The sequence below is a fragment of the Sphingobacterium paucimobilis HER1398 genome (assembly GCF_000416985.1).
Lineage (GTDB): Bacteria > Bacteroidota > Bacteroidia > Sphingobacteriales > Sphingobacteriaceae > Sphingobacterium > Sphingobacterium paucimobilis.
In genome coordinates this window covers 566,507-590,671 of sequence record NZ_ATDL01000022.1, presented here as the reverse complement: position 1 = coordinate 590,671, position 24,165 = coordinate 566,507, and the positions used below count along the sequence as shown (strand labels likewise).

General features: G+C 39.8%; 21 protein-coding genes and 1 tRNA gene. 10 read left to right on the top strand and 12 right to left on the bottom strand.

Annotated elements, in window-relative coordinates:
• The 3 genes from M472_RS45855 to M472_RS44220 all read left to right on the top strand — a co-directional run.
• Positions 1-257 (top strand): hypothetical protein (locus M472_RS45855; protein ID WP_235049544.1); only part of this gene is annotated, 257 nt, incomplete at its 5' end.
• A 381-nt stretch (positions 258-638) separates the two neighbouring features.
• Positions 639-711: transfer RNA gene (locus M472_RS44225), tRNA-Lys, on the top strand.
• Between the two features lie 216 nt (positions 712-927).
• Positions 928-1,881, top strand: coding sequence for an alpha/beta fold hydrolase (locus tag M472_RS44220; protein WP_031302105.1), 954 nt, complete (start codon positions 928-930; stop codon positions 1,879-1,881).
• A 351-nt stretch (positions 1,882-2,232) separates the two neighbouring features.
• Here M472_RS44220 and pgl read toward each other — a convergent pair whose 3' ends face one another.
• From pgl to gndA, 3 genes are read right to left on the bottom strand one after another with little or no spacing between them, the layout of a single operon-like run.
• Positions 2,233-2,961 (bottom strand): 6-phosphogluconolactonase, encoded by a 729-nt coding sequence (pgl, locus tag M472_RS44215; protein WP_021072414.1) that lies wholly within the window; start codon positions 2,959-2,961, stop codon positions 2,233-2,235.
• Between the two features lie 55 nt (positions 2,962-3,016).
• Positions 3,017-4,528: a glucose-6-phosphate dehydrogenase gene (gene zwf, locus M472_RS44210; RefSeq protein ID WP_021072413.1), complete on the bottom strand. Its 1,512-nt coding sequence runs from the start codon at positions 4,526-4,528 to the stop codon at positions 3,017-3,019.
• Between the two features lie 29 nt (positions 4,529-4,557).
• Positions 4,558-5,961, bottom strand: a complete 1,404-nt coding sequence (gene gndA / locus M472_RS44205; RefSeq protein ID WP_022829463.1) for an NADP-dependent phosphogluconate dehydrogenase — start codon at positions 5,959-5,961, stop codon at positions 4,558-4,560.
• Between the two features lie 185 nt (positions 5,962-6,146).
• On the opposite strand from gndA, the gene M472_RS44200 reads away from it, so the two are divergent.
• Positions 6,147-7,112 (top strand): YeiH family protein, encoded by a 966-nt coding sequence (locus M472_RS44200; RefSeq protein WP_021072411.1) that lies wholly within the window; start codon positions 6,147-6,149, stop codon positions 7,110-7,112.
• A gap of 25 nt (positions 7,113-7,137) precedes the next feature.
• Here the strand turns inward: M472_RS44200 and M472_RS44195 are convergent, their stop codons facing one another.
• The 7 genes from M472_RS44195 to M472_RS44165 all read right to left on the bottom strand — a co-directional run bounded on the left by M472_RS44195 (position 7,138) and on the right by M472_RS44165 (position 15,913).
• Positions 7,138-8,166: a threonine aldolase family protein gene (locus tag M472_RS44195; protein WP_021072410.1), complete on the bottom strand. Its 1,029-nt coding sequence runs from the start codon at positions 8,164-8,166 to the stop codon at positions 7,138-7,140.
• A gap of 117 nt (positions 8,167-8,283) precedes the next feature.
• Positions 8,284-8,814, bottom strand: coding sequence for a hypothetical protein (locus M472_RS44190; protein WP_021072409.1), 531 nt, complete (start codon positions 8,812-8,814; stop codon positions 8,284-8,286).
• Positions 8,815-8,943: 129 nt separating this feature from the next.
• On the bottom strand, positions 8,944-10,173 hold the full coding sequence (locus M472_RS44185; RefSeq protein ID WP_021072408.1) for a DUF3999 family protein: 1,230 nt from the start codon (positions 10,171-10,173) through the stop codon (positions 8,944-8,946).
• Complete coding sequence (locus M472_RS44180) at positions 10,160-12,583, bottom strand: DUF2339 domain-containing protein (protein ID WP_021072407.1); 2,424 nt, start codon at positions 12,581-12,583, stop codon at positions 10,160-10,162. Before M472_RS44180 ends, M472_RS44185 begins: the two co-directional genes overlap by 14 nt.
• 68 nt (positions 12,584-12,651) lie before the next feature.
• Positions 12,652-14,337 carry a tetratricopeptide repeat protein gene (locus M472_RS44175; RefSeq protein ID WP_021072406.1) on the bottom strand — a complete coding sequence of 562 codons (1,686 nt, stop codon included), beginning with the start codon at positions 14,335-14,337 and terminating at the stop codon, positions 12,652-12,654.
• 24 nt (positions 14,338-14,361) lie between these two features.
• Positions 14,362-15,366, bottom strand: coding sequence for a hypothetical protein (locus tag M472_RS44170; RefSeq protein ID WP_021072405.1), 1,005 nt, complete (start codon positions 15,364-15,366; stop codon positions 14,362-14,364).
• Between the two features lie 58 nt (positions 15,367-15,424).
• Positions 15,425-15,913, bottom strand: coding sequence for a hypothetical protein (locus tag M472_RS44165; protein ID WP_021072404.1), 489 nt, complete (start codon positions 15,911-15,913; stop codon positions 15,425-15,427).
• A 291-nt stretch (positions 15,914-16,204) separates the two neighbouring features.
• Between M472_RS44165 and M472_RS44160 the strand changes: the two genes are divergently transcribed.
• The 4 genes from M472_RS44160 to M472_RS44145 all read left to right on the top strand — a co-directional run bounded on the left by M472_RS44160 (position 16,205) and on the right by M472_RS44145 (position 20,259).
• Positions 16,205-18,181: a sensor histidine kinase gene (locus M472_RS44160; protein ID WP_235049543.1), complete on the top strand. Its 1,977-nt coding sequence runs from the start codon at positions 16,205-16,207 to the stop codon at positions 18,179-18,181.
• A gap of 5 nt (positions 18,182-18,186) precedes the next feature.
• The gene (locus M472_RS44155) at positions 18,187-18,924 is read left to right on the top strand and encodes a LytR/AlgR family response regulator transcription factor (protein ID WP_021072402.1); all 738 of its coding nucleotides are present in this window, start codon (positions 18,187-18,189) and stop codon (positions 18,922-18,924) included.
• Between the two features lie 140 nt (positions 18,925-19,064).
• The gene (locus tag M472_RS44150; RefSeq protein ID WP_021072400.1) at positions 19,065-19,394 is read left to right on the top strand and encodes a DUF4870 domain-containing protein; all 330 of its coding nucleotides are present in this window, start codon (positions 19,065-19,067) and stop codon (positions 19,392-19,394) included.
• A gap of 130 nt (positions 19,395-19,524) precedes the next feature.
• Positions 19,525-20,259 (top strand): metallophosphoesterase family protein, encoded by a 735-nt coding sequence (locus M472_RS44145; RefSeq protein WP_021072399.1) that lies wholly within the window; start codon positions 19,525-19,527, stop codon positions 20,257-20,259.
• On the opposite strand, the gene M472_RS44140 is transcribed toward M472_RS44145, so the two are convergent.
• Positions 20,254-21,357, bottom strand: coding sequence for an AI-2E family transporter (locus tag M472_RS44140; protein ID WP_021072398.1), 1,104 nt, complete (start codon positions 21,355-21,357; stop codon positions 20,254-20,256). The genes M472_RS44145 and M472_RS44140 overlap by 6 nt on opposite strands.
• Positions 21,358-21,525: 168 nt before the next feature.
• Between M472_RS44140 and M472_RS44135 the strand changes: the two genes are divergently transcribed.
• Both M472_RS44135 and M472_RS44130 read left to right on the top strand, forming a co-directional pair.
• On the top strand, positions 21,526-22,032 hold the full coding sequence (locus tag M472_RS44135) for a GNAT family N-acetyltransferase (RefSeq protein WP_021072397.1): 507 nt from the start codon (positions 21,526-21,528) through the stop codon (positions 22,030-22,032).
• A 92-nt stretch (positions 22,033-22,124) separates the two neighbouring features.
• Positions 22,125-22,658, top strand: a complete 534-nt coding sequence (locus M472_RS44130) for a hypothetical protein (RefSeq protein WP_021072396.1) — start codon at positions 22,125-22,127, stop codon at positions 22,656-22,658.
• 74 nt (positions 22,659-22,732) lie between these two features.
• On the opposite strand, the gene M472_RS44125 is transcribed toward M472_RS44130, so the two are convergent.
• A complete protein-coding gene (locus M472_RS44125) occupies positions 22,733-24,067 on the bottom strand; it encodes a GH1 family beta-glucosidase (protein WP_021072395.1) in 1,335 nt (444 codons plus the stop codon).
• Positions 24,068-24,165: the final 98 nt, after the last annotated feature.

Below are 24,165 nucleotides of genomic sequence, written 5' to 3'. Positions count from 1 at the left end.
AATCCCAGCGGGATCACAAAAAAGCTTCACTGCAAAGTGAGGCTTTTTTTGTGCCCTTTAGGGTCGAATCCATAGGGGTTCGATTCATAGAAGGTTCACGGTATAGCTTGGGGCCTGCGGGGCTGAACCAATCCCAGCGGGATCACAAAAAAGCTTCACTGCAAAGTGAGGCTTTTTTTGTGCCCTTTAGGGTCGAATCCATAGGGGTTCGATTCATAGAAGGTTCACGGTATAGCTTGGGGACCCTGCGGGGCTGAACCAATCCCAGCGGGATCACAAGAAAAGCTTCACTGCAAAGTGAGGCTTTTTTTGTGCCCTTCAGGGGCGAATCCATAGGGGTTCGATTCATAGAAGGTTCATGGTATAGCTTGGGGTCTTGCGGGGCTGAACCAATCCTAGCGGGATCACAAGAAAAAGCTTCATTGAAAAGTCAGGCTTTTTTGTATCCCTTAGAGGTGATATCAAGGACATATTTTACATATGTATTTTTTAATATGTTGTTTTTCAGGGGTTTATTTATTGGTTTGTGTTTTTTTATTAAAAAACTGCGTTATATCTAATTAGGGCTTGCATTTAAATATATTTTTCTTACCTTTGCATCACTTCAAACAACGAAGGGTAATTCGTTAAAGAATTAGGATTCCGTAGCTCAGCTGGTAGAGCAATACACTTTTAATGTATGGGTCCTGGGTTCGAATCCCAGCGGGATCACAAAAAATGCTTCACTGCAAAGTGAGGCTTTTTTTGTGCCCTTTAGGGTCGAACCCATAGGGGTTCGATTCATAGAAGGATCAGGGGGAAGTTGGGGCCTTTCGGGGCTAGCCTAGAGGGGTATAGATGGGGCAGCAAAAGAGATTCCCAGATGACAAAAGAGAATTGAATATTTCCGATATTTATCTATTTCATCGTATTAACTCAATTTATGACATGAATATATTGCATAATAAAGGTTTTATATTATTTGCTTTAATAATAGCTCATTTCTTTTCTTCCGAATTATTTGCTCAAACTGCACGAAAGACGGGAACCGAATATTATACCAAAGAGCATGCGCCCCTTCATCTGATTAATACCGGAGAGGTAGAGTTGGGTGTCAGGTATAAAAAAGGCCAAGGTGTTCCTATCGTTTTTATACACGGGTCTTGGGATGATCATAACTCTTGGATATCTGTAGCAGAACAGTTGACTGGCAAAGTAACTAACCCTATTGTCGTATACGACAGGCGAGGGCACAGTACGTCTACCCCAGATACAAAGCAGGGCACTATTTCTATGGATGTTCAAGATGCGCTGTCTCTGCTACGTACTTTAGGCTTTGAAAAAGCACATTTTATAGGACATTCATATGGAGCAAATATAGCAGTAGAGATCGCCAATACTTATGCGAATCACGTCGAGAGTATCGTTATCTACGAACCTCCAATCTTCGGGTTGCTAAAAGGCAAAGCCCAATACAAGGAAATGCTAAACGAAGTACAGGCCGAAATGCAGAAAAGCAAACAGCTATTGGAAAAAGGGAATATTGAATTGGGTACTTTTAATTTTATTGAGAACGTCGCTTTTGGTAAGGGGAGCTGGTGTTCTATTTTTGATGAGCGAGCAAGAAATACCATGGTAGCCAGTTATAGAACCTGGCTGGATCAGGCTAACGATCCTGAACGACTAAATATCAGGCCTGAAAACCTAAATCAATTTAAAAAACCAATCACTCTTATTACGGGAGGTAGTTCCATTGCGGTCTATCCAGCAGTGGCAAAAGAGATCAAAGACAAGGTAGAACATATACAATTACATACGATAGAAGGAGCTGGACATGGGGGGCTTGTTTCTCATCCGCAAGAAACTGCCGAAATCATCTTAAAACATCTGGCTGGTTTCTGAGGAAGGCATATGCTTTAGCTCCTTTCCTTTATCTTTGTGGATTTGGATTAATTTTTGTATCACGGTAAGCAGTTTCTACTGTGGCTTCACAGAACGTCGTTAAAGCTCGATGAACAGTAATTAACCTCGGGACTTAAGAGCTTGTATTAGGTATGTCATATGTTTTCCTTAGTGATGTTGGGCTATACCGAGGGATAGTGGGAGTATACAGTGATAGCCGCGGCGTCTATGGGATATTATAGTTTTTCTTCAGAGGAGAGTGTATGTTCTCTTGGCATTGGCAGATAGAAGAGGGGGAGCCGTGAGAAAATAATAGAGGTCATGTCTATAGACATGACCTCTATTTATGTTTTAGTACGATTTTTTCAACCGTTTTGCTGCAGCTTGATCTGTCATGAACACAAGCTTTCCGTGGCTTGGAGCCAGTAGTTGCGAAGGGTATTGTTGCACATTTCTTGCGCCTTCTAATACTTCATACAGCGCGTCTGTCTTTTTGTCTCCAAAAGTGAGCACAGCGATGTTTTTCGCTTTATTGATGAGTGGAGCTGTTAATGTAATCCGATACATGCTTTGTGGTCCAAGGTAATAGGCGTCTACCCATTTTTTATCTTCAGCCAATACTGCTGTGTGCGGAAATAGAGATGCCGTATGACCATCGTCACCCATGCCGAGCAGAATCAGATCAAAGGCTCCATCTTCGCCAACAACCTTCTTGATATCTGCTTCATATTGCGTAGCATACTTTTCAGGTGAGACTGTCTCCGAATACATTTTAAAGATATTATCCTGTGGAATTGGAACATGATTCAATAAGGTCTCAAAAGCCATTTTCGTGTTGCTACGATCATCTTCAAATGGCACCCAACGTTCATCGCCCCAAAAAACATAGACCTTTTTCCAATCGATCATTTGCTGATAGTCTGGAGATGCAAGCAATTTATGCAGGGCTATAGGAGATGAACCTCCAGTCAGCGCAACGGTAAATTTATTGTTCTTGGCAATAGCTTCTTTTGCCGTATCTATAAATAGAGCTGCAGCAGCTTCCGTCAATTGTTGTGTATTCTCAAATATCTGTATCAATTCTTCAAACTTTTAGTAGTCAATATTAAATTATACTCGTCAGGCTCAAATCTTGTTATCGCGTTTTATGGTGTGCATTTACAGCCCATACATGACCGTTTTGAGCGACCAGTGCCTCTGCATTTTCAGGCCCCCAGGTTCCTGATGCATAGTTCGGAAAATCTAATGTATTTCTGCTTTCCCAAGCTTCTTGGATCGGAGTGATTACATCCCAAGCTTCTTCCACTTGATCGGAGCGCATAAATAGGGTAGCATCCCCGTTCAATGCATCCAATAACAATGTTTCGTAAGCCTCTGGTGATTGGGTAGAACAGGTGTCATAATCAAAAACCATTTCCGATGGATTCAATGCCATCGTTAAGCCTGGACGTTTCGTCATAAAGCGTAGACGGATATCCATCTGAGGCTGTATATTAATGGTCAGCTTATTAGGCATAAGGTTGTCCATTTGTCCTTCGGAGAAGGTTGAATGCGGGACCGGTTTAAATTGTATCGTAATCGATGAATGTTTCTCCTGCATACGTTTTCCTGTACGTAAATAGAATGGTACTCCTTGCCAGCGCCAATTGTCCAAGAAGAATTTGACAGCAACAAATGTCTCTGTATTTGATTTAGGATTCACTCCCTCTTCTTCGCGGTAGCCAGGTACTTTTTTGCCTTGCAGCCATCCTTCACCATACTGACCTCTTACGGCGTAGCGTTGCACTTCCTCAGGTTTAATACGGCGTACGGCTCGTAATACATCTACTTTGCGATTACGTATCTCTTCCGATTTGAATGAAGCTGGTGCTTCCATAGCCACCATGCAGAGTATCTGTAGAAGGTGGTTCTGAACCATATCTTTGAGCGCTCCTGCACTTTCGTAAAATCCTCCGCGATTCTCAACACCTACCTGTTCTGCTACCGTAATCTGTACCGAGTCGATAAAGTTTCTATTCCAAAGTGGTTCAAAAAGAGCATTGCCAAATCTAAAAGCCAGTATGTTTTGAACTGTTTCTTTTCCCAGATAATGATCTATTCTATAGATTTGTTTCTCTTGAAAAGTTTGTCTTAGTAATTTATTAAGAGCGATTGCTGTCTGTTTGTCACTCCCAAACGGTTTCTCGATAACGATACGGTCTTTGTCCGGTATACTTGCAAGACCAGATTCATTGATATGTAGAGTTGCCGCTTCGATAAAACGTGGTGCTACAGATAGGTAAAACAACCTATTGGCGCGCTCCCCCCACAACTCGTCCAATGCATCCAGTTGGCTCGCTAGCTCTTTGTATGAGTCAATATCGTCGATATTAGAAGGGAAATAGGTGATATTCGGACTGAATTCCTCCCATTTCTGTTGTTCCGGTGTACCTGTACGAGAAAATTCAGATAGTCCCTCTGCCAGATGTGTCCTATAAGTTGCATTATCAAGTTCCGTACGCCCCAAACCGATGATAGCAAACTTCTCTGGCATCCAGTCGTCCAAAAATAAATTGTAAAAAGCGGGAATTAATTTACGCTTCGCCAAATCTCCCGTACCTCCAAAAATCACTATAATAGAAGGTCTGGCTTTTTTACTGGTCTTCATTGTATTATTAAAAATGTGTTCAATTTATTTTAGTCCCACTGTGTATGAAACGAGCCTTCGCGGTCGATGCGCTCATAGGTATGTGCTCCAAAGTAATCACGTTGTGCCTGTATGATATTCGTTGGCATACGCTCCGATCGGTAAGAGTCAAAGTAAGCCAACGCATTCATATAAGCGGCAAATGGAATACCATGCTCAACAGCTTGTTTTACGATTTCTCTCGTATTAGCTTGTCTAGATGAAATATCTTTAGCAATAGTATCATCCAAAAGAATATTACGCAAGGAAGCGTCCCGGCTGTAAGCCTGTCTGAAATCTTCTAGTGCCGCCGCTCGGATAATACATCCTCCACGCCATATTTTGGCTACTTCTTCCAGGTTAAGCCCATAGTTATAAGTTTCCGAAGCGATCGTCAGTTGTGCTAATCCCTGTGCATAGGTGTTTAGCATGGCAAAGTAGAAAGCGTCTTTTAATTGTCCGATAACCTGGTCTTCATCTATGCTTTTTTCAGCTGGCGTCCAATTTAATTTTTTAGCTGCCTGTATACGTTCAGGTTTGAATTTGGACATGTCACGCATAGTTACTGCCGCGTCTATAACGGGTACTGGTGCCTGCAAATCCATGGCATTCTGTGAGGTCCATTTACCTGTTCCTTTAGATTTTGCCCAATCGGATATAACATTTACCAGACGTTGTCCGTCTTCGTCAAATTTGTTGAGTATTTCACCTGTGATTTCTACGAGGAAGGATTGCAATTCCGTGTTGTTCCATTGAACGAAGGTTTGTTGTATCTTTTCATCATCGATTCCAAAACCACGTTTCATCAAATCATAAGTTTCCGCAATCAGCTGCATGATGCCATATTCGATGCCATTATGTACCATTTTTACATAGTTGCCAGCAGAGCCATTACCTAGATAAGCTACACAAGGCTCTCCATTAACTTTCGCTGATACTGCTTCAAAGATTGGACGTAGACGTTCGTAAGCGCCTTTATCTCCTCCTGGCATTAAGCTAGGGCCGAAACGCGCACCCTTTTCTCCTCCTGATATCCCCATCCCGAAAAAATGAATATTTTTCTGAGAGAGTTCTAAAAATCTACGATCTGTATCTGGGAAATAAGAATTACCACCATCAATGATAATATCGCCTTCTTCTAGGTGAGGAAGAAGACTGTTGATAGCACCATCCACAGGTTTTCCAGCCGGAACTAACAACATAATAGCTCTAGGTTTTCGGATTGCTTGCGTAAATTCAGCTACCTGAGTCGTTGCTTTTACTTGATGGGTATCATTAATTTCGTTCTCTAAAGACTCTACTTTAGCGGCGTCAAGGTCTAATCCCGCTACGGCAAATTTATTGTCGGCCATGTTTAATAGGAGGTTTCTTCCCATAACACCAAGACCAACTATGCCAAAATCATATAATTCCATAAAATTTTTATCAGTTGATGCAGATTTCTGCCTGTGTTCAAAGATAGGAATCTTTTCGTTGAATTAGTGCTGTTTTTTCAACGTTGGGAAGCATAACTATTGGTTATGGGGTATGGTTTTTAATCATTTTCTTTTGAAATCCATAGGACGCAACTTTGTATTGTTTAATCAAAAGAGATTGTAAGATGAACAATAGTCATTTTTTAAAAAAAGGAATTTTAAATAAAAATTTAAGTATTCGTGAGCTTATTTTTATCGGTTTGGGGCTACTTTGTATAAGCCCTTTTGTGTCACCTCCTATAGCATTATTAATTGGGATTATTACGGCACAGTGGTTAGGGAATCCGTTTTCAAATATTACAGGAAAATTGACACATAGTCTATTACAGGTATCTGTCGTTGGCTTGGGGTTTGGGATGGATGTAGAGTCTGCCATTCATGCCAGTAAAAACGGTTTTCTTTTAACTGTAGTCTCTTTACTTGGGATACTATTTCTAGGACATTTTATAGGTAAGATGTTACACATTGATAAGAAAATAGCTTTTTTGATTACCGTGGGTACCGCAATATGCGGAGGGAGCGCTATTGCTGCCATATCTCCTGTGATAAAGGCCAAGGAAGCGCAGATCAGTGTAGCATTGGCTACTATTTTTATTCTGAATTCCATTGCCTTATTTGTATTCCCTGTAGTTGGGCATTTCTTTAGCCTTTCACAAGGACAGTTTGGTCTTTGGAGTGCCGTGGCTATTCAAGATACCAGTTCTGTAGTCGGTGCAGCTAGTAAATATGGAGAAGAGGCGCTGCAGATCGCGACCTCTGTCAAGTTGACTCGTGCGCTGTGGATCATACCCGTTACATTTTTTAGTGCTTTGGTTTTTAAAAATAAGGGAAGCCGAGTACAGATTCCTTACTTTATCGGGCTGTTTATATTAGCTATTATTGGTAATACTTATGTCGCTCCACTACACAAAATTGCTCCTTACATTGTATATCTGTCCAAAAGTGGACTTACAGCAGTATTGTTCTTGATTGGGGCTGGACTTTCTGCCAAAGTGTTAAAGTCCGTAGGTACCAAACCATTTGTTTTAGGACTTGTACTATGGGGATTGATAGCAATACCATCGTTGTTATTTATACTCTATTATTTTTGATAAATGTTAGATGCAGGTTCGTACATTACTGTAGTGCCTTTAAATCAAATATAAACTCGTCAACGACCTTTTCTGGCGTAGCCCAGGAGGTTAAGAGTCGTACTGCGGAGTGATCTTCATCCACCTGTTTCCACTCAAAGAAGAGGTACTTTTTGTGAAGTTCGTTGATGGTATGTCGCGGAAAAATAGGAAATATTTGATTAGTTGTCGAATGTGTCAAGAAATCGTATCCCAATTCGCGTGTCGCATCAGCTATCTTCATCGCCATTTTGTTGGCATGGTCTGCGAGTTCAAAATAAAGGTTACTCTTGAATAGTTCTAAAAATTGAATCCCTAATAACCTTCCCTTAGCCAAAAGAGCTCCTTTTTGCTTCAAGGCGTAATCAAAATCGGGATATATATCTGGTCTGTTGAATACAACAGCTTCCCCTAGTAGAGCTCCATTTTTTGTAGCTCCTATGTAGAAAACATCCGTCAGTCTACTGATTTCAGCAAGCGTTAGATCATTGTTTGTTGCAGTCAATGCATTACCAAGTCGCGCTCCGTCGAGAAATAAAAGTAAATTGTACTGTTTACAACAATGCGAAAGTGCTTCCAGTTCGGCTTTTTGGTAGATTGTTCCGATTTCAGTCGAGTTAGATATATATACCAGTCTAGGTTTGACTACATGTGGTCTTAGCGTATGCTGTTGTACGATTTGCTCAATATTTCCTGGTCTTAGTTTGCCATCCATGCTCTCTACCGTTATTATTCGGTGTCCTGTAGCTTCGATAGCTCCAGCCTCATGTGCATAAATATGCCCTGATTGGACACTTATCACAGCTTCGTGTGATTTAAGGAGACAAGATATGACCAATAAATTGGTTTGAGTTCCTGCCGAAAGGAAATGTATGTCAACTTGCGGATTATCTATTTTAGCTTTTAAAAGAGCCTTGGCCGCTGAGGTATATTCATCGTCACCATACCCTAGCTGTTGGACAAGGTTTGTCTCTAATAATTTGTTTAGAATATTCGCGTGTGCGCCTTCGGAGTAGTCGTTCTTAAAATTATACATGATAGCTCTTTAACCAATTTCGGAGTAAACCTACTTAAATTTCTCCTTATACATTTTTTTGCGGAGGAAATATAGCAAGTTTACTTCGAAGCGGACTGGTCCAGAGTGTAGAAAAAGCTAGGAAAAACTCAAGAATCGCTGATAATGTTCCCAATACGATTCAGATGTAGCAGAGGTGGTATTGAGCCAAAACTGTTGTTCTATTTTCTCTTTTGTTTTTTGATCTTCTGTTTCCAAACGACCTTTCAGTAAAAGGTATAATTCAAAAAATAATTGGAGGAATTGTCTATCGTCTTTTGCACATTTATAATTAATACAATCTCCATGCAGATAGTAGCTCACTACTTCTCCTGAAGGGATGTGGTAGCCTAGACGGTCTCCTATAGTATCCCAACCGAAAAATAAGTAATCTTGATATACTTCCAGATCATGGTCAAAAGTAATATCATAGATATTCAATCTCGATAGGTCAAAATTGTGGAGAAGGTTTAATATTTCATTACCATGGTCTTCATAAATAGACGCCGAATCCGAAATCTGGGCATCACTTAAGATACCATGTAGTGTTTCCGTGTTTAGTCGATGTTCCAAATTGGAACGCTCAGGCTGATTGGCCCGAATACTAGATACAAATTCTCTTGCAGTCATAGGTCAGGATTTGTTTTGATGTGGTACTCAGTTTTTTTTACGCTAGAAATTATCCTTACTAATCTAGCTACAAAGATGCGTCATAAATATAACACTATTTACGGGAAACCGTATTAGTACGTGTAAATATTATTTGTCTTTATTTACATCTTTTATGAGACCTCTACCAAAATAAAAAACTAAGCATACGCCAAGAATCGAACAAGCAATTAAGATGTAATTGCCATAGTTCTTATTTCCTGAAGTTGAATTTGTTTCGAGATTTTGAATGGTGCCGATAGTGACGGTGGGTATATCGCTAGGAAGATTCAGTGTTATCTTAGCCAAGTCGTAATTCGGAGAAGTCCAATTCGTGTCTGCCTGCAAGCTGTACTCCTGTTGTTTGTCCATATCAGCGATCAAACGTATGGGGGTTTGATAGAATACTATACTGTCTATTTGCAGGGCTGGGCTATCTTCATTTTCAATCTCCAGGAAAAAGCTACTCGGGTAAGCCTTTTGCAGCATGTATATACCATTGACGTTACTATGTAACTCGAGGTACTCACTGTTGCTATATCGAGATCCCGAATGCCTTTTGTCTGTGTTTGATCTTTGTTGCTCCGTGTAGGTATGCGCCGTGCGGTAGTACTGCTTCGGTGTACTGGTATAGATTTGGAAATAGTCAATAGGAGACCACATCTCCTTGGTAATGGCTATGGTAGTCGTTTTGCGATCAAGATTATTCATCTGTTGGTATGCTACGTGTTTGACTCTTTCTAGTTGAGGCGCTGTCTCATCACTTTTTATTTCACCAATATGGAGAACTTTGATCGGAGGAGAGTTCTTGTCATCCAAAATAATACGGATGTAGCGATAATCTACCAAAGGAAACTGGATAGACTTGTTGGTGAATGTCTGACTATCGTCTTTCAGGTCCGTAAGAATACCATTGTTGATAATGCCAAACCAGTTTTCCTTATCATCACTACCTTCTACTCGATATTTTTTACTATTATCGGTATTGGCGACCTGTATGATATATCCACTGTTTTTTTTCTTGACTTTATTGTCAATTAGAAACAACTCCGTGCTATCCACTTTGTTTTTGTCCTGTTCATAAGGAATAGGTGAGAAATAGGAAGACTGTGGAGCGGTGGCTTGTAGAATAAAGGGAACTTCATTGCCTTTAGCATCTTTCAATCTAAGCATTCCCATATTATTAGCCACTCTGGCTCTAAATTCCTGAGGTACAACTATACTGTGGTAACCATTTACATTGACGCTTACCTGCGCTTGCAATTGTTGTGCCCTGACGGTATAGGAGCAAGTGGCAATAACAAAGAACAGAAGAAGTAAGAGATGTTTAAAGCTTTTCATTGTTATTATCTACTACAAGTTTTTTAATTTTTTGATATACAAAGGAAATCGTCAATATCAACGCACCCAATAAGATAAAGGCTATAATTTTTCCAGTCTCGGACACATCCCGGATGTCATAGATGAAAAGTTTTAGAATTGTAATCCCCAAAAGGCTCAATGCAATAACACGGGCTGTTTTAAGGCTTTTCTTGATGCCATAAATAAGAAAGGCAAAAGATAGTAATCCCCATAATATAGGGAAGATAACCTTCATTACAAATTCTCGTGTAGTAAAGTAACTGTCAAAATCTGTTGCTTGAAATAGAAAGACAATATTAACCTCAGCACTGCAGAGATACACGATAAAGAAAGCTACCAACCAAGCTGTATAGGTATTTCGTTTTCCAAGTTCGACGGACCCGAAAAAATCACGCTTCAGATACCACCAGATCTGTAATAGTAAGGCCGTGAGTGATAAGTAATGCAAATTAAAAGCAAACGGGAAAGCTCCGTCATTATAAATAAACGTTGTATATTTTTCAATTATAGGAATACGGTAACCTACAATGATATAGAAAATAGCGTTAGCTATAATGAGTACATCTGATAGGGTCTCTATAGATTTAGTCTTGTATCTTCCAAAGTAAATAAGAAGAGTACTGAATATCATATGATAGAGATAGATGAAGAAATAAACGGTACCCGCATTGTCGAATCGGAAAGATGCCTGATAGCTGATTTCGATGATAGGTAATATATAGGCCAATACGAGTGCGCAGACGAATATGAACTTTCGGTAGGCTATCTGATTGAAAATGATCGCTGATAGCGTGTACGTATAGCTGTGTTTTTGTAATAGTTTGTAGCTGGCAACGAGCGACCCAATGATCACTAGTCCGGTAATGCATACCGTATTAAGGACAAGTGTATGCGCAACTTCGTCTTCTACATAGGCTGCTAGGTCCTGTACTAGGCTAATGATGGCGAGCCACTGCACAAGTATCGCACCCAGTAGAAAGCCTTTTAATTGAGATTTGTGCGTTAGCCACAGAAGGAGTACAGCCTCACATGCCCAGAAAATCGTTACATAATTACCTTCAAATTGAACCGGAATCGTGATCGTAGCCAAGGTCAAAGCGAGTCCAATAAGTACAAAAACTATCGTTTTGTCAAATCTATACTTTTTGAAAATTAAGTAAGCAAATATAATGTTAAAACCAGCGAGTAGTATAGTGAAAAGACCTACGTAGTTTGGGTTATAACTGTGGACAATATGATACCCTATGGCATAAAAAGCCGATGTGTTCGATATCACTGCTCCAATTTCATACGTAGAAAACTTGTTTTTATGAACGACATTGTTGATTACAAATGCAACCATGAATAGGATATAGAGCAGGGTGCAATAACCAAATACATGCAACAGGATCGTAGGAGTTGATGAAGGCAATACGATATACCAGACCGCGACGATAAGTGTCGTCAGTATAAATGCGGTAAAGTTTACCACAAACCATCGTCTGAAATAGGAAATCGTTAACATACCTACATTCAGAAGGGTAATATAGGTCAGGAGCACGTGATAGTTCCCATGACCTGTACTGACCATAAATGGTACTGCAAATCCGCCTATGACAGACATTACAGCCAACTCCTGTCGGTTATAAGCCATCGAAACGAATGTACTGAACATCGTGATCATAACCATGATGATAAAAGTCGTCGTCTGGCTGAACAAATGATAATCATGAAATGCTATTCCAATGGTGAAATAGAATACAGCGATGGCTCCGGCCACTAATACCGAGCTAAAAGCCTTAAACTGGGCGCGCATACGGTGAGCGACCCCCAAGAGTATGCCTCCTGCTAATATTCCGATACCAACACGTGCAGGTTCATTGATCCATTCTTTATCAATAGCGTATTTTACAAAAAAGCTAATTCCAAGGACCAGGATAATAATACCGATTTTATTGATGAGATTTTCACCAATGAACTTTTCAATATCCGGGTTCTTTTGTTTAAATTTTTCAAACCAAGACAGCTTTTCCTCTTCAACAATGGGTTGAAAAGGAAAAGGATCCTGTATAGTGTTGGATTGGTCTTCTGCTTGAAATTGAATTTCTGTTGCTTCTTGCAGCAGAAAATCGGGAATAGGAGGAGGAGTTAGCGTGACCTCTTCTTCCATCAGGATAGGTTCCGGTGTAGAATCAGTCTCCTTTACCGGAATATCTTCCGTTATTAAAGGTACTTGGTCTAGCTCTTCGGTAGTCCGGATGGTTTTGCCATCTTCTAGAAGATTCTTTAGTACGTTTAGCTGCTCAAAAGTGTGTGACAGACCTTCCCGCAACCCCTTGATCTCATCTCTCTGCCTGTTTAACAAGTACGCAAGAACAGCAAATCCAAGTACAATTAATAATATTTCCATAAACTAAGTTTTCGTTTCAGCTTTCGTGCTAAAATCGTACCAAGGTACAAAAACTTGTGAATGACTTTTTATTTGCCAAATAATTTTCCAAAGAACCCTTTGGAACCCTGCTTGGTAGCTTCGGCGGTCTTTAAATTCTCACGCGTAGTTGGTGTATCATTATAATTTAGTGATTTTTGGAGATATTGTATCGACTCGTCGTAGCGTTCAAGATCCAAGAAGGATGTGCCTATATGTTCATATATTTCGGCAATCACATCATCTGTTACGTTATCCTGTTGGTTTAGTGTCTGTAGAGCCAATTGACCATAATATATTGTTTTTTCATTTTCTCCCAGATGATAGGTGCAATGGGTAGCCCAATAATAACACCAAAAATCTTGATTTCCAGAAGATATACTGCCTTCAAAACTGTCGCAGGCGCCCTCATTGTCTTTCATATAAGCTACTTGCAGGTAGCCCATATTGTATAGTGCAACCTGCACTGACCTTTCCTGCTTTTTCTCTGTTGCAAAATGCAGCGCATATTCATAGCACTCCATGGCTTTGCTGTAATCTCCCCCCTCAATAAATGCATTCGCTCTGCTGATGAGTAAGCTTGGGTTGTCCGGCATATTTTCCAACAATCGATCTGTCTCTTGCGAAGCGACCTCAGTTGGTGTATGTGTACCCAGCCCACTTTCTGCGTTGGCTTTATAAATAAAGAAGTTGGTAAAACAACGTACTACCTCCTGTTCCTGGCTTATGGGGTCTGTAGGTTCGAGCTCATAATAGGTTTCCAACCCTAGATTGATCCATTCTAATCCGTCTTCATAGTTTTTTAATTCCATGTAACAGCTACAGATTGTATCTATTGTGGCGAAGTAGGTCAGTAGATCCATTTCCGCTCCAAATTCTTCAATCAGAAGTTCGCCATCTTGAATCGCCAGTTGTAGCTGTCCGGCATCTGAATAGGCACCAAACCTATTTTGTAGAATAACCATAAAGGAGGATTGCTCGATACCCTCATTACAGATGGCGATTGCTTTTTCATGTGCTCCCTGAAGCCTGTATTCCCGTGCAAGATTATTGCAGCACATAGCGAATGTATGTGGATCATCATTGATGATGTCTCCATTATCTTGTATAATCGCTCCCTTGTATAGGTAGTATGCCTGTTCGTAGCATTGTTGTTTAAGCGTAGTTAGTCGTTGCGCCTCCTGCGTAGGCATATTGATATATTGCTCCAGCAGGTAGTTGATTTCGACCCCTGCATTATAAGCTTCCATTGCCGATTTGGTATTGTTATCCACCTGCAACATGGAGAAATCAGGATTGGGATTGTGTTGATTCTGAATATTGAATAAGCGGATTTGTAAAACCGGAGAGGGAGCCAATTCTATGGCTTTTTTGTAGTACTTTGTCGCAGCATCCCTATCGCCAAGCCAGTAAAGTGCTGAGCCTGCGTGTCGGTTACAGTTATAATTGTCTGGATCTATTTCTAGTCCATTCTTGCTCCATTGTATACATTCTATAAGTGCTTTCTGTCGGTCACTCTCAAATACTTCATTGTAATCCAAAGCAATAATGCCTAGTATGGCATATAGATTGGGGCTTGGGGATTCAGCATTTAAGGTAGATACCTGTTGGAAAATTGCGCTTACGGCATTCAAATCTTGAGGCAAAGCATTGCCTTGTATCCATATTTTGGCAGCTGTGTCGTAATCTCCTTGCAGCAATGCTTCTTCGGCTTGTTGATGTATATGTCGTTGCATATTGTCGTATAAAGAATAATATTGTTATCGATTTGTTTTCCAATTGTGGAACACGTTGAATTTCTCGGTTAATAAAATGGAGAGTTGTTTGTAAAGATTATCATCGAATACAATTCCATTCAGAAATTGATCAACAGCATTAAAACTATCCTCATATAAATCTTCAAAGGTTTCCTTTTGATCTAAAGCCGTCAAAATGATGTCGCGTATATAGAATGATACGGTATTTCCCTTAGGATCAGTCAGCTTTCTATTGGTTGTTATGGCGTATAAAAAGGAAGGTAAATAGGGCAGATCTTTTAGTTGATTTTTCCAAAGGTGACTGTTCAGGTGTTGGTCAACAAAATCTAAAATGTGGTCCTGTTCAGCTTTTAGAGGAAGCTGATATAGATTGTCATCAATCGATAAGAACCGGCTGTCGAATAACCATTTGATAATTGCGGTATACGCTCTTCGTAAAAATGGAAAACTTTCTAACTCAATGGAGCGATTGAAAAAGTCCCGGTTGACAATTTCTAATTGCTCTCTTATAGCAATCCAGCTACTGTAAGATATATTGTCTTTTCCATTTTTAGTGTATTTTATGGTTAATATATTTTCCTTTCCTTCAGGCTTTTCATAAGCTTTTTCAACTTCATTCTCATATAGCGGTGAACCTATAAGGTGTTCGATCTCCTGTGGATGTAGACCAGGCGAAGGAAGTACGTCCCAAAAGTCCTGCGGCTTGGGATCAGGTCGTTTGTTGGAATGATCGACATGAGTAAACAGAATACTGGATAGATATGCTACAAACTTATAATTGTCGTTTCGAGGACTTATAGGTGGTTGGAAAATGTCATTTTTTATATCATATTTAAACCAAAATGAAATATTTAAGGGTTTATAAATTATACTTTTAGTTCCTTGATTAGGCGTGAGGCTTTTCGGTAGCTTTCCTAAATCATGCCGTTCAAAAAAATCGACTAATCTTGCGTTGGTAGAAGATAAACCTATCAATGCTATTAGCTCGCTTTGTTTTATGGTATTCATGGAGATCGTGTACGGTATTACTTTTGTTAAAAGAGTCGTTGTTTTATAGCTTGTGAATTTACTTCTTTAGCACCACACCGTCAATGATCAATTCTTTACAACTCAGGTTCATATAGGAAGTCTCTTCATCGTTGATAAAATTATCATTTATCCCATCCATTACTATAGAATTCAATTCTATTTTTCGTGTAGGAAGTTTACCATAAGAATCCGTGACCATGATCTTACCAGTCAAGGTTGTGTTCTTTTTCATCAATAGACGCAACAGTGGGATATCTAAGCGATCAAATGTGATGACGATATAACAGGGATTATAATCATCGACAGTTTGTTGAATGGCGGAATCGACGGCTGTCGTCGTGGAAGGCTTACTGAAGGAGATAGAAAGTGTGGTAAGGTTGGAAAGAACCGTTTCTTTTCCATCCTGGACCGATAGTTCAATTTTCATTCTATTTCGATCCCATTGTTGAGCTTGGGAGCCGGATACAAAACACAATGTGATGATGAATAGAAGTAGAGCGCCCTTGAGCTGATTTGTGATTTTCATAGTTCCTGAGTTTTAGTAGAGCAAGATTAAAAATTCATTGGGACACCTCCTTTGATGGATTTGCAATCGGTAGGTTTGAATTTGTATTTGGATTCAGGAGAGGCTTTGTCGATACTCGCAAGAGTGGGTAATAACGTTTCTGTGGACATGTAATGGAGAGAAGAAAAAGTTGTAGGGTTCCTCATAGGAGTGAGTTGTGAGTTTATTGATTAAATTAGCAGGCTTTTAATGAATTCCATGAACGGAGCTTTTAATATTTTGAATAGTTATAGGCATTCAGGCTGTACACTAATGTCGGTTGTTTTCCTTTTGCTTATACAGCTTTGGACCCCTATGGGAGTGGTACAAGGACAGACCTCCATTGAAAAGATGGCTGCAGACGGTTATGCTTTGCGGTTTTCTGATACGACAGCCAGTGTTCGTATACAGACGGAAGCTCTTACATTGGCAAAAACGAAGAATAGTAAGACCGATGAAGCCATATGTTACGCCTATCTGGCTATGACCTACAGAAGGCTTCTTCAACTAAAGGAATTTACGCGCTATGCCGATTTATCTTATGAAACAGCGAATCAAGCCGCTGATAATCGGGCTGTGGCTTATTCTAATTGGGCAATGGGGTTGCTGCGGTCTTATATCGACGACAAGGCCAGCGCTGTTGATTATATGTTGAAAGCATATGGTTTATTTGTGCAATTGAAGGAATACGCTTACTGTGCTAAAATAGGAGCAGATGTTTCTTATCTCTTTTATCCAGGCTCAGAAGCAAACGTAACGAAATACGCAGATGAAGCATTCCGCTATGCGATGCAATCTAAAGATCCAGAAAGTATATTGCATGCGCGACTGGCGGTGGGGAGTTATCTCTTGGATAGTGCTGGTGGAGGAGATTTAGAACAATGGCAGAAAGCAGTCTTGTTTTTTAAAGAGACAATCCGTCAAGCAGAGCAGGTTGAAGATGCTATTGTAAGTAAGAGCAATATTGGCATTGCGCATATTAATCTTGCTGTATTGTATATGAATGGACCTAAGCCGATTGACGAAAAAGCATTTCTTTCCCATCTGGAACAAGCTACCTATATCGGTAGGCAATATAGTCTGCGGAATATATATCGCAGCTCACTAGGACTCCAGGGACAGTTTTTTATGCAAAAAGGGGATTATAGAACTGCCGAAAATCTATTTAAAGAGGGCATTGCTTATCAACAGACGCTACCCTATAAAGACAACGATTTATTAGCGACATTCTTCGGTTGTCTCAAAGAATTGGCTGCACAAGAGAAAGACTATGCGGCGTATCACGAGTATGACACCTATTTCAATAAGTATAATAAGCTAAAATACGATGAGGCCACACAAAAGATCTTGCAGAATACAGATGCGCGGTTTGAATCGGAGAAGAAATTGGCACTGATTGAGCAGCTGGAAAAGGAAAATGAACTGGAACGGAAGAATAAGTTCCTCGGTTATGGCATTTCGGCGATTCTCTTGATTGGTTTGGTATTTATGTACCGATCGTATTATTATAGACAGCGCTATTTCCAAAATAGAGAAGATATTCTTCAAGAACAGCAAACTAATAGTGAACTAAAGGTACAGTTGATGGAAAAGGAATCATTGGAGGTTTTAGCTGAGAAATTGTCTCTTGAACGAAGATTGCTGCAATCGCAGATGGATCCTCATTTTATTTTTAATCTGTTGGGGAATATCCAAAGTATGATTCTCCAAAATGATAGAGTAGTTGCTGTTTCTTATCTCGGTAAATTTGCTAAACTCACTCGACAGGTACTGGAGCAATCCCGTATGGACCGCATTTGCATCGAACAAGAAATACAGACCTTAAAAAATTATATAGAACTGCAACAGTTGCGTCTTAATCATAGTTTTGATTACGAGATTCAAGTGGATGAGACTGTTGATTCGACTGTATATATCCCCCCTTTGCTCTTGCAACCATTTGTCGAAAATGCGATTGAACATGGACTGAAACCCTTGGTAGATAGGCGACGTGGATTTTTAAAAGTTGCTTTTCACCTTGATATAGACGCTGATATCCTTGAATGTACGATTACCGACAATGGGATAGGGTTAGGAGCGTCTAAAAGTAGAAAAATAGACGCATCACACACCTCCTTGTCTACGAGGATAACAGATGAAAGGTTAGCGCTTCTGTATCCCAATAATCCATCTGTTCAATTAAAAGTGACAGATAGAAATGAAGAAGAAGGGGCTGGTTGCGTGGTCTTTTTATCCATCCCTTTAATTTGATTTTTATGTATAAAACCATCATTGTAGAAGACGAATACCATTTGAGAGAAGCATTATCCATTTTATTGGAAATGGTTGCTCCAGATAAGATACAGGTCATCGGTTATGCAGAGGATATAGTAGAAGCGGTCAGAATAATAGATCGACTCAAACCAGATTTGGTGTTTATGGATATTATGTTAAAACGAGGGACCGGATTTGATGTACTTAACCAAGTCGCCTATAAAGATTTTCAACTGGTTATTACTACGGCCTATGAGGAGCATGCTGTTCGTGCTTTCAAGTTTAATGCGCTAGATTATTTATTGAAGCCTATTGATTCCCAAGAACTCGAAGAAGCAATAGACCGCTTGGCAGATCAGGCGTGGCGGAAGATCTCTGATACGCAACTGGAGCACATCACAGCAGATTATAAAGTAATACCGGATCGGATTATATTACCGACGCAAGAGGCTATGCATGTTGTCAAGGTGGATAATATTGTGCGATGCGAAACTTCTGGATCATATACCACCTTTATGCTTGTAGATGGTAAAAATATTATTGTGTCAAAGCCGCTTAAGCACTACGAAGAAATTCTCGCTCTTCCGAAGTTTATGCGAATACATCAGTCACATCTGATTAATTTACACTATATCGTTAGTTATTCCAGAGAGGGAATGGTGCAAATGTGTGATGGTACCTCGATACCTATATCTAGGGCTAATAAAGAAATGTTTTTTAAACAGATGAAGCCTTCCTAAACTATCCTTGCATTAGAGGGAGACTCTTTTGATGATTCAAAGTCAAAGGATGTATATGCAAACTGAAAATAGCAGAATACAGATTGGCTATCGTAGATGCCGTTCCTAGCGCATAGATTTGGCTAAAATTATTTTTAATCATGAGCAATAAAACTATTTCTATTTTAAGTTACGTGACCATTATTGGTTGGATTATCGCCTATACAAAGAGCAAAGATATTCAGCCTAAAAGCGATTTAGTAAGTTACCACTTGCGTCAAGGGTTGGGCTTCTTTATTCTGTCGCTAGTTGTTAATGTGGGGCTTTCTATTATCGTTACTATTATTCCAACATTAGCTTTCATAAACTATGTAGGTATAGTGCTTTTTATTCTTTGGATATTCGGCATTATAAATGCAGTAAATGAACAGAAGAAACCTATTCCCGTAATCGGTGGACTCTTTGAAAACAAATTCGCCTTTTTAGGCTAAGGTGCGTTTTACCTAGGTAGTTCGGGCCTATTGTCCGAACTATTCCAATTGTACCACAGAATAGGCCAAAAACACTTCTTCGCAGAAAGATGATTCGGTATCTTTGTTTTCTCATAAATAAGCAAATTCGATGAAATCAATACAAGTAGCAATAATTAGTGATATCCATGGCAATCTTACAGCGTTAGAACATGTTCTGGCCGATATTTGTCAAAAGGGGATACATCAAATATATTGTTTAGGGGATTTGGTAGACTTTGCACCTTGGGGCGATGAAGTGATTTCTCTATTTAAACAGAGGGGGATCCCTTGCTTACTGGGCAATCACGATGAGCGTATTGCTTTCGATTATCCGGTGGTACCTTTGACACATCATGACGCGGTAGAGACCGCAAATCGTGATATTGCCATTGCATTCTCCAAACGGACTATTTCTCCGGAAAATAAATTATGGCTTTCCAACCTTCCTTTTGAACTGTCTCTGACTTTTAAAGTAGAGGGTATATTCAAGCGTGTTTTATTAGTGCATGCAACCCCTGCTAGTAATGAAGAATACCTATTTGAAGAAGATGATAAAGGAACTGTACTGTCGGAATTAGCAAGGAGAGGCATGGACGTCCTCGTCATGGGGCATACCCATCATTCCTACATACAGCAATTTTCCGAAGCTCTTTTAGTCAATTGCGGGTCAGTAGGTCGTAGTAAGGAAGCAGATAGGAAAGCGACATACACCATTTTGACTATTTCTGCCGATAGCATAATGGCCGAAATACAGAAAGTGGAATATCCGATACACGCGGTAGCAGATGCTATCTACAACAGTGAGATTCCTGATTTCTATGCCGATTTCTTATTGAAGTCATGATTTTCTGTCGCAGATCTCCTTTTTGAGTTTCATATAATGATCTTTGTCATCGTCTTCTCCCAAGAGGAATCCCCAAGGCTTTAATTCTAAGATACGGTCAAAGACAATTTTGCAGATTGCAAGGATGGGGATAGCCAAAAACATTCCTGATATTCCCCACAGCAGCTCACCGAAAAAGATAGCCATCATAGCCACCATAGAGTTTACCTGAACTTTGGAGCCTACTATTTTCGGGACGACAAAGTTACTGTCGATAAAATGGATGACAACCAATGCGACCAGAACCAGAATGACATGCATTAACGATGAGGTAGCAAAAGTTATCAGGGCAATAATCAACATAGAAAGAAATATACCCACATAAGGGAGTACGTTGAAAATCCCTGTAAATATGGCCAGCATCAGGCTGTATTTGACACCTATAGCCGTGAGCGCAATAAAAGTCATTGTGGCCACGATAATCATTTGCAAAAATAGACCAATAAGGTAACGCTTTACCACATATTGTACTTGTGAGACAATGTCAAGCACAATGTTGTGATGGCTGTCATGGTTCAGCAATAGGAGAAAACGTACAATATGGCGGCGATAGACCAAGATGAAAAAAGTATATAAAAAAGTAAATACCAGTAGGATAAATGTGGAAGACATAGATAGAAGAGCTACCCCTAGGATAGCGGTACCGCGACTCACGGATTTGGTCAACGTATCGGAAAGGTATTCCATCTGATCCGAATAGTTGATATGCAGATTTTTGGAAATCCAATCCTGAAATACTTCCATACCTTGCACCACCTGCCGTTCAAACGCAGGCCAATCTTCCTTTAGATTGGTCATCTGTGAGCCTAATAAAACAACTACACCGATGAGTAAAGTAAAAAAAAGCAGTAGCGAAATGAGAGATGCCAAGACGCGAGGCATTCTTAACTTTCTTTCCATCCAAGACCCAAGTGGGGTTAACAGCAGGGCAAAAAGACTTCCTAAAATAAAAGGGACAATGATGGCTTGGCCTACACGTGCAATATAGACGATTGCAATAATGCTGATTAACGTACAGGCTAATTTGATGTAAAACGGAAGAGTTAAGAATTTCGTCATATCCACAATTTGATTTTAGAGAACAAATATCAAACCAATAAAGTCTGAAATAAAAATCGGAAAATAATATGGAATTACAAATCATAAAGTCAAGCATAGGCGATAATAGCCTAGAATATTTATTTTTGTAATGTTTTAAAGAGATGTATCATCATAGAATTATGATTAGTGAAAAATAATATTGGACAATACGACCTAATACGTCTGTCAGCAGACCAATGGCAAGCATATAAGGATATTCGACTTGAAGCACTGCAGGCTGAACCTGGCAAGTTTGGAAGTAATTATGCAAAAGAATCGAACTACAGTGATCAAGAGTGGTCAACTTTGTTGGAAAATGACAACCGTGCAATTTTTGGGCTGTATCATCAAAGTAATTTGGTTGGTCTGACTGGTGTGGCCCTTTTTTATGGAGACCATTCCAAAGCGCTATTGTTTTCCTCTTACATCAAATCAGAGCATAGAGGAAAAGGGTTGTCTACTTTATTCTATGAAGAACGCATGGCCTGGGCACGTCAGAAAAACTGTCGTTCTATTCTAGTATCGCATCGAGCCGGAAATGAAGCTTCTAAAGCGGCGAATCAACGATTTGGTTTTGTGTATACACATTCCGAAAAGGTTACTTGGCCAGATGGATCAACGGATGATGAGTTGATGTATTCGTTGGATATTTAAGAGGATTAGGATTTGAGCGATATGCTGTGTAGACCTATGTTTGAATATCCATTGATGATTTCGTTAATTTGCACACTAAAATTTATTTATATATGAAGCAGTTCCGTTTTATTATTTTCACATTAACGAGTTTATTTTTTATAGCCTGTCAGTCTGCTAGTCCAGATAAATTTTTTGGACAGGTTGTGTTGAATACCAACCTTATAGCCGATTTTGATCCTGTAACATTTGGTAAGCGACTAGAGCAGGAGACTCGAGAGTTTCCTGATGTACCAGCCAGTAAAAAGAATGGGGACGAAGCACAACAGATTGTCAATCTGAAGGTCCTAACGGTAGAGAAGGCCATCAAAGACATCAAGGGGTTAACGGTATCGGATGATGACGCAAAGGTTTTACAAGAGCAATCTATTCAATTATTTGAAGCGGTACTTCCTGTTTATAAAAATGAGTACGCAGCTTACGCGAAGCTTTGCGATACCAAGGGTACGGATGAAGAAAAACAACAACTTCTTCAAAAAATTGAAAAGGAATACTTGCCTAAAGTAGATGGTTTGTTCGAGAATGTTTATGATTTAGGAAAGAAATATGCCGATAAGCATCAATTGAATGTCAAATGGGGGTATTAGAAAATAATAACTTCGTTTGATTGAATATAAAGCCACTAAAGAGCATACTTTAGTGGCTTTGTTTCGCTAATTATTTAGCGGAGAAAGTTTCCGTACCAATGTCCCGATGCTTTGATAATACGTTGCTGAGTTTTAAAATCAATATGTACGAGTCCAAATCGGGGATGATATCCTTCAGCCCATTCAAAGTTGTCTAAGAAAGTCCAGACAAAATAACCTTTAATATTTACACCTTCACTTTTCGCGCGGAATACCTGTTCGATAACATCTTTTAGGTATTGTGTCCTTTGTAAATCATCGACACGGCCATCTTCAACCAGATCCTCAAATGCTGCTCCATTTTCGGTGATAATAAGTGGAGGAATATTCGGGTAGGCATCAAATTTCTTAAGTATATGGTACATCGACTCAGGATAGATTTCCCAGTTCATAGCCGTCGTTTCAACCTTTCGTTTTTTTGCACTTACAATCTTAGCACGTAAGAAGGGAACAAATAGCGAATGCCGTATCACCTCTCGGGTATAATTCTGTATACCAATAAAGTCCATATCAAATTTTAAATCCGTATCGTCTCCCTGTTTCATATAGCGTTCGATTCGATTTAAGACTTTGATCTCTTGAGTAGGGTATCCCATTCCCAACAAAGGCTCAATGAAAAAGCGATTGAGCAGTACATCTGCTTTTCTTGCGGCAATGATGTCCCTTTCCTTCGTAGAGTAAGGTTCCACATGGGAGCAGGAGAAGGTCGTGCCGACACGACTTTCTTTTTGCAGAGATTTGATGATTCTGCCACCATGGGCTTGAGCCAATGCGGCGTGATGCGCCGCAGCTAGAAAGTTGTTCAAGCCTTTTCTACCGGGTGCGTGTACTCCAAAAAAATAACCCGCAGCTGTAAATACCGTAGGCTCATTGAGGACTATCCAGTTTTTTACACGATCGCCAAAATACTTGACACAGAGAGCTACATACTCGCCAAACCAATCTTTTACATCTCGGTTTGTCCAACCACCCTTTTCTTCAAGTGTATGAGGGAGGTCCCAGTGATAGAGTGTAACCCAAGGAGTGATTCCCAGACTAAGGGAATAATCGATAAGTCTATTGTAAAAATCGATACCAGCCTGATTTACGTTTCCCATCCCATCAGGTTGTATTCTGCTCCAAGCAATAGAAAATCTATAATTAGGAATATGCAGACTCCGCATCAGTTTCAGGTCATCTTCATACCGATAGTAGAAATCGCAAGCGACATTGCCGTTCTGATTATGTACAATTTTATTTTTCTTTTGGACAAAAATATCCCAGATGGAGGGACCTTTTGCATCATGGTCATGCGCACCTTCTATTTGATAAGCTGCGGTAGAAACACCCCAAATAAAATCCTTACCAAAAGTGTTTTTAGTTATTAACATCTATTTCAATTTGTTCGATTAGCTTCTGTGTGACCGAAGTGGCGAATAAAATGAGCTGAACCGGGCTAAAAATAGACGAGAGACAACGTTCTGAAAAA

Bases quoted from the DNA above. Each gene is read 5' to 3' on its own strand.
- M472_RS44220 (WP_031302105.1), top strand. From the start codon at position 928: ATGAATATATTGCATAATAAAGGTTTTATATTATTTGCTTTAATAATA.
- zwf (WP_021072413.1), bottom strand. From the start codon at position 4,528: ATGAAGACCAGTAAAAAAGCCAGACCTTCTATTATAGTGATTTTTGGA.
- gndA (WP_022829463.1), bottom strand. From the start codon at position 5,961: ATGGAATTATATGATTTTGGCATAGTTGGTCTTGGTGTTATGGGAAGA.
- M472_RS44200 (WP_021072411.1), top strand. From the start codon at position 6,147: ATGAACAATAGTCATTTTTTAAAAAAAGGAATTTTAAATAAAAATTTA.
- M472_RS44195 (WP_021072410.1), bottom strand. From the start codon at position 8,166: ATGTATAATTTTAAGAACGACTACTCCGAAGGCGCACACGCGAATATT.
- M472_RS44190 (WP_021072409.1), bottom strand. From the start codon at position 8,814: ATGACTGCAAGAGAATTTGTATCTAGTATTCGGGCCAATCAGCCTGAG.
- M472_RS44185 (WP_021072408.1), bottom strand. From the start codon at position 10,173: ATGAAAAGCTTTAAACATCTCTTACTTCTTCTGTTCTTTGTTATTGCC.
- M472_RS44180 (WP_021072407.1), bottom strand. From the start codon at position 12,583: ATGGAAATATTATTAATTGTACTTGGATTTGCTGTTCTTGCGTACTTG.
- M472_RS44175 (WP_021072406.1), bottom strand. From the start codon at position 14,337: ATGCAACGACATATACATCAACAAGCCGAAGAAGCATTGCTGCAAGGA.
- M472_RS44170 (WP_021072405.1), bottom strand. From the start codon at position 15,366: ATGAATACCATAAAACAAAGCGAGCTAATAGCATTGATAGGTTTATCT.
- M472_RS44165 (WP_021072404.1), bottom strand. From the start codon at position 15,913: ATGAAAATCACAAATCAGCTCAAGGGCGCTCTACTTCTATTCATCATC.
- M472_RS44160 (WP_235049543.1), top strand. From the start codon at position 16,205: ATGTCGGTTGTTTTCCTTTTGCTTATACAGCTTTGGACCCCTATGGGA.
- M472_RS44155 (WP_021072402.1), top strand. From the start codon at position 18,187: ATGTATAAAACCATCATTGTAGAAGACGAATACCATTTGAGAGAAGCA.
- M472_RS44150 (WP_021072400.1), top strand. From the start codon at position 19,065: ATGAGCAATAAAACTATTTCTATTTTAAGTTACGTGACCATTATTGGT.
- M472_RS44145 (WP_021072399.1), top strand. From the start codon at position 19,525: ATGAAATCAATACAAGTAGCAATAATTAGTGATATCCATGGCAATCTT.
- M472_RS44140 (WP_021072398.1), bottom strand. From the start codon at position 21,357: ATGACGAAATTCTTAACTCTTCCGTTTTACATCAAATTAGCCTGTACG.
- M472_RS44130 (WP_021072396.1), top strand. From the start codon at position 22,125: ATGAAGCAGTTCCGTTTTATTATTTTCACATTAACGAGTTTATTTTTT.
- M472_RS44125 (WP_021072395.1), bottom strand. From the start codon at position 24,067: ATGTTAATAACTAAAAACACTTTTGGTAAGGATTTTATTTGGGGTGTT.